We start from the raw sequence: 3,714 nt of genomic DNA, 5'->3' as shown, positions 1-3,714 counted from the left end.
TCCTCGATCCAACCGCCGCCACTGCCCGCCATAAATGGCGTGGCCGGCAGTGCCTCCCGTCTACTCCGGGAACCCGCGAAATTGATAAGACAAGGGCTTCTCATTCGTGACGAGACCTTGCAGGTTGGCGCCATGCCCATCTGCGCGCTGGAAAAACCTCTCCGTCCTCCCGTTTTCGGAAAACATGATTTGTGCGAAAAGCCTGCTACTTCGTGGGGCCGTGCAGGCGCAGTACAGTTCTGCTGCCCCTGAAACGACAAGGAGACTACCATCCGCTTTTCGGTCACCGTCGCCCTCATCCTCATACTGTCGGCCGTGGGGCTGACCTACGAGGTTGCCGCGGGCCGCGTGCTCGCGCCGTTCTTCGGCACCTCACTGCTGACCTGGACGACCGTGATCGCGACGGTTCTGGGTGGCTTTTCCTTGGGCAGCGCCCTCGGGGGGATCGTGGCGGAACGGCCGCGCGCCGCAGCCTTGCGCATTGTCCGCAGCGCGCTCGTCGCGACGGCGGTCCTGATGGCCGTGTCGCCGACGCTGCTCGGCCTCGTGCATGCCTGGGGCGCGCGCGGCACGGGTGGCATGATGCTCAGCGTGGTTCTCGTGTTCTTTCCGGCGTCCGTCTGTGTGACCCTGCCGTCGCCCCTGCTCGCGAAACTCGCGATTGAGGCGCGGCCGGGCCGGGAGGGATCGTCGCTGGGGTTCGTGCTGGCCGCAGGGTCGGTCGGCGCGATCTTCGGGGCCATCCTCGCCGGGTTCGTGACCTTGCCGCTGATCGGCTCGACGGCGACCTTCGCGGCCTGCGGGGCGGTGGCGCTGCTCTGCCTGCCCCCCATACGCGGCGGCCATAAGCGAAACCCGGGCGTGACCCTCGCGGCCGCGGGGTTCGTTGCCTTTGCGGGCCTCGCCGGATCGCCGGCCTGCCAGTACGAATCCGGCCTGTCCTGCCTGCATGTCGTCCAGCGGGGCGCGGAGGTGCGCCTCGTCTCGGATGGCACAGTGCAGGCCGCCGAGCGGGTCACGAGGGTTGAGGCCGAGAGTGGCACCATAGAGCTTGTCCTGAGCTATACCGCGTGGCTCTGGGCGCGCCTGGAACGCGATCTGGGGCCAAAGGCATCGGTTCTGTTCGTCGGCGGCGGCGGTTACACCCTGCCCACCAAGCTGCTCGCCTCGCGGCCCAACGCCCGGGCGGTGGCCGTCGAGATCGACCCCCTGGTGACGAAGGTGGTGCGCAGGCACATGCCGGGTGCTGCGGACATGATCGCGCAGACCGGATATGACGCATCCGAGGATGACGGCGCGGGCGGGCGGCTCGGCATCGTGCATGCCGACGGGCGGGTCTTCCTGAACGAAACCGACCAACGCTTCGACGCCGCCGTGATGGATGCGTTCTCCTCCGGCTCGGTCCCGGCGCATCTGGTCACGCGCGAAACCTTCGCGCGGCTGCGCAAGATCGTCGACGGCCCGGTCTACGTGAACCTTCTGGATACCCCCGACGGCCCGCTCACGCGCGGGGTCCACGCGATCCTGCGCGCGCTTTATCCGAATGTCGAGGCCGTTCAGGGCGGCGTGAACGCGCGGGGCCGCGCCAACATCCTCCTCGCGGCCTCCTTTCGGCCGCTCGAGCCTCTGGACAGTTTGCCAAACGGCTACGGCCGCTCAGAAATCTCCGACGCGCGCGCCTTCACCGATGATCGCGGCTGGATCGGGCATCGGTGAATCTGACGCTCTGCCCGGTGCTTTCGGCCGATAGCCGCCACCTACCCTCGCGGATGCTGCGCGGCGGCGTTCTCCAAAGCCGTCATTCCGCGGACGGCGCAGCATGGTGTCGCAGACAGGAATTCACATCTCACGATCTGCTTGCGCCGACCGGTGCAGCCGTGTTTTGCTCATCTTAGAAGCAAGGTAACGGGAAGACATGTGCACCGTCCTGGGAAGATGTCCGGGCCATCCTCATGCGAAGGCCCACGCGTGGTGGCCGCCCCCGCAGGGCGGCCGATCCGTCACGCCTGACCACAACAGCTTTACCGGAGACACACATGCAACCCACCCTCACCACCGGGGCCGAGGGCCTCGAAATCCGATGGTCAGATGGAACCGTCGGCGACTTCCCCTACATCTGGCTGCGCGATACTGACCCTTCGGGCTTCCACCCGACAACGGGCGAGCGCACCTTCGATCTCACGGTCGTGCCACTCGACCTCAAACCATGCAAAGCCGAGGTAACGCCCGACGACCTCCTCATAACCTGGAACGATCAGGACGAGCCGAGCCGGTTCGACCTGAACTGGATAAAGGTCCACCGGCCGGGCCAGCCGCGCCATGATCCCGCGAACATCACTCCCGTCGCTTGGCGAGCCGACCTTGGCGGCGCGGGTGTGCCACGTCACGACGCGGAAGGCCTCATGACCTCGGACGAGGCTGTGATGGACTGGCTGCGTCAGACCAAGCGCTACGGGCTGTCGATCGTGACCGGGCTGGCCGACACCACCGAGGCCGGGATCAAGGTCGCACGACGCGTCGGTCACCTGCGAGAGACCAATTTCGGCCTGACCTTCGAGGTGGCCTCCAAGCCCGATCCGAACAACCTCGCCTACACTTCGGATGCGCTTCCGCTGCACACCGACCTGACCAACCAGGAGTTACCACCCGGGTACCAGTTCCTGCATTGTCTCGCCAACCAGGCCGAAGGGGGTGGGTCCACATTTTGCGACGGGGTTGCCGTGGCTGAGGACCTGCGCGCGCGGGATCCCGCGGCGTTCGAGATACTTTCGACGGTGACGGTTCCCTTTCGTTTCCATGACCACGTCACTGACATTCGCTCACGCAAGACGGTCATTACCCTCGACACGCGTCGCGAGGTTTCCGAAATCTGCTTCAATGCGCATCTTGCGGATATTCTCGATCTGGACCCCGCGGTCATGACCTCCTTCTACCGCGCCTATCGCCGTTTCATGGAGATGACGCGCGACCCGGCCTACGGCATCGCGCTGAAACTGCGGGCCGGCGAGATGGTCGTGTTCGACAACCGCCGCGTTCTGCATGGTCGCGAGGCGTTCGATCCGGCAACCGGCTTCCGGCACCTGCACGGCTGCTATGTCGATCGTGGCGAATGGGACAGCCGCCTTCGCGTGCTCGAGCGTTCGCAGGGATAAGCGGGACCACAAAAACAGCATTTGTTGGTGCGCGGCGATAAGCGGTGCGCCAACTCCCAATTCAAAACGCTCGTTCAGTTTCTTCCCGCTTGGTGCTAACGGCCCAGCCGGGACGTTCGCCACGCTATCAAGCGCCGCAGCGCAGCTTCTTCAGACCGGCCGCTCGCTGCGTGCTGTTCAACGTGGAGATCACGGACAATGTATTCTACCGGGCAGCGGGGCGGAGTTCGGTCGACAAAGGGGCCAGCTCAGATGTCTTGAAGTTGTGGTGGTTGTGCAGAGCAGGTCAGAAGACGGCCCCCCGGTCTGTTTGGCTCTTTCGTGGCTATCGCCAAGCCAGTGCGCAAGGGGGGAATGCAATAGCCGCCGGATCATTTCACTGCCGCGATTGCTGGGGGTTGCCAGCTTCCGTCCAGCGCAACTTTTTCCGGCCAGTAGAGTCGCATGACTATGTAGATCGGACCATCCGGTGTCAATGTGCATTCAAAACTGACCCGGTGTGATCATCCAAAAATGACCCACCCCGGAGGTGGCAAAGCCCACAGGCGAGCGGCCACCAAAT

2 protein-coding genes are annotated in these 3,714 nt (G+C 64.8%); both read left to right on the top strand.

Going from position 1 to position 3,714, the window contains the following annotated elements; translation table 11 throughout:
• Positions 1–315 precede the first annotated feature (315 nt).
• Positions 316–1,716 (top strand): fused MFS/spermidine synthase, encoded by a 1,401-nt coding sequence (locus V8324_RS21290; RefSeq protein ID WP_336421899.1) that lies wholly within the window; start codon positions 316–318, stop codon positions 1,714–1,716.
• Positions 1,717–2,036: 320 nt separating this feature from the next.
• Positions 2,037–3,152: a TauD/TfdA family dioxygenase gene (locus tag V8324_RS21285; RefSeq protein ID WP_336421898.1), complete on the top strand. Its 1,116-nt coding sequence runs from the start codon at positions 2,037–2,039 to the stop codon at positions 3,150–3,152.
• Positions 3,153–3,714 lie beyond the last annotated feature (562 nt).

This window comes from Roseovarius sp. D22-M7 (genome assembly GCF_037083785.1).
Taxonomy (GTDB): Bacteria; Pseudomonadota; Alphaproteobacteria; order Rhodobacterales; family Rhodobacteraceae; genus Roseovarius.
This window is presented reverse-complemented; position numbering and strand designations above follow the sequence as displayed.

Coding starts and splice junctions, on each gene's coding strand:
- V8324_RS21285 (WP_336421898.1), top strand. CDS start 2,037: ATGCAACCCACCCTCACCACCGGGGCCGAGGGCCTCGAAATCCGATGG.